This is a genomic window from Streptomyces synnematoformans (assembly GCF_039531005.1).
GTDB classification, from domain to species: domain Bacteria; phylum Actinomycetota; class Actinomycetes; order Streptomycetales; family Streptomycetaceae; genus Streptomyces; species Streptomyces synnematoformans.
Map to the genome: position 1 here is coordinate 1 of NZ_BAAAPF010000664.1, position 1,336 is coordinate 1,336.

At 80.2% G+C, this 1,336-nt stretch carries 1 pseudogene; it reads right to left on the reverse strand.

What is annotated here, in order from left to right:
• Positions 1 to 1,336 (reverse strand): annotated as a pseudogene (locus ABD317_RS36980) (hypothetical protein); the annotation flags it as partial.

A 1,336-nucleotide genomic window follows, 5' to 3' on the forward strand; every position in this document is an offset into this window, starting at 1 on the left:
CCCCCGCCGCACCCGCCGCGAGCAGCGCGGGCCCGGGCCGCTCGGCGAGCAGCAGCAGCGCGGCTAGGCCGTAGCCGGCCGCGGCGGCGGGCAGCACGACGGCGGCGTTCTCGGCGAGGAGGCGGGCGGCGATGCCGCGCAGGGAGCCGCCGCGGGAGCGGAGCAGGGCCAGCTCGGCGCGGCGCCGGGACACGGCGAGGCCGCCGCTCATGCCCAGCACCACGGCGGCGACGGCGCCGACGCCGAACGCGGCGACGGCGACGACGGGCGTGACGGCGTCGCGCAGCCCGGTGTAGCCGCCGAGCAGCCCGGCGGAGCCGGCGGCGCCGCCGAGGTTGGTGCCCAGCCGCTCGGTGAGGCGCTGGTACGCGGGGCCCTCCTGCAGCGACGACAGCGCGTCGAGCACGGCGGGCACGTCGCGCCCGCTGAGGGCGCCGCCGGCGACGGGCACGTTCCAGTACGGGCCGGTGGCGGGGTCCTCGCCGGCGAGGTCGAAGGACCCCGTACCGGCGTAGAGGGCGGGGCCGCTGTCGGGGTGGAGGAGGAGGGCGGCGGCCCAGTAGCGCCGCGGCTCCGTCGCGGACGGCTTCTGGCGCAGCTGGGGGGCGCGCAGGAGCGGGTCGACGGACCAGTAGTCGCTGCGCGGCGCCTTGGGCGCCACGATGCCGGTGACGTGGCCGACGAGCGTGCCGCCGGCCCGCGGGAGGTGGATGCGGGAGCCGACGCGGATGCCCAGCTCGCGGGCGGTGGCGGCGGTGACGGCAGCCTCCAGGACGACCTCGTCCGCGCGGGCCCCGGCGCCGCTCGGCTTGGCGGGTGAGCCCGGTGTGCCCGGTGGGCCCGCGGCCCCGTACGGCGTCGGCTTCGGCAGCCTGCCGTCGACGACGCGGGCGCGCTCGCCGACGCCCGCGCGGGCGTCGAGCTGCAGCTCGGGCCGCTGCCCGTCGGTCCGCGGCAGCCACGGGTCGTCCGCGACCAGCACGGGCCGGGTGCGTACCCCGTACGAGACCTGGCCGGTCTCCGCCCGCAGCGGGTCGCGGAACGCGCGCAGCACCGGCCGCGCGTACGCCGCGACGGTCTGCGCGGACATCGACTCCAGCCGGTCCTCGAAGAGCACCTCGGGATCAGGCGGGACGGTCAGCGCCACGTTGCGCTCGGCCGCTGTGGCGCCGTCGATCAGCCGGCGGGCCTCGCGGTCCTCGTACGTGTCCACGCCGCGCGGGAACGCGGCGGCGAGGACGGCGGCGGCGAGGAGGAGCAGCGCGAGGGCGAGCGAGCCGGCGGGCGCGGCCCGCAGCCGGGTCCGCACCCAGGGCGCGGCGCCGGGCGCCCGCGG